The following is a 477-nucleotide window of genomic DNA, read 5'->3' on the forward strand; positions in this document are numbered from 1 at the left end:
GTCTCGGACGTCGACCTGCACACCGAGGGCCACGCCGATCCTCGAGGCGAACCTGGTCGCAGAGAGCGAGTCTCCACCGTGTGCGAAGAAGTCGGTGTCACGTCCCACGCCCTCGACCGCGAGGACGTCTCCCAGCACGCCGCCGATGATCTCCTCGGTCGCGCCTCTGAAGACCGAGTCCGCCGACGCGACGATCGGTGACGGCAACGCCGACCGGTCGATCTTTCCGGCTACAGTCAGCGGGACACGGTCGAGCACCTGGACAAGGCTCGGCACCGTGTGGCGTGGCAGGCGATCCATCGCGTACCGACGCAACTGCTCGGTGTCGATCGATTCAGCCCCGTGAACGTACGCAACGACGACTCCCTCATGCACGGCGGCCACCGCAGTGTCGACGTCGGGGTGGAGGGCGAGCACCGCTTCGATCTCGCCGAGTTCGACGCGCATCCCTCGAAGTTGGATTTGATGGTCGAAGCG

At 66.0% G+C, this 477-nt stretch carries 1 protein-coding gene; it reads right to left on the reverse strand.

Annotation, left to right across the window (positions count from 1 at the left end; genetic code table 11):
• On the reverse strand, nucleotides 1-477 hold a 477-nt coding region (locus AC07RN_RS21045; protein ID WP_478337227.1), incomplete at both ends, for a phosphopantetheine-binding protein.

It is taken from the genome of Lelliottia sp. GFLA7 (genome assembly GCF_056490165.1).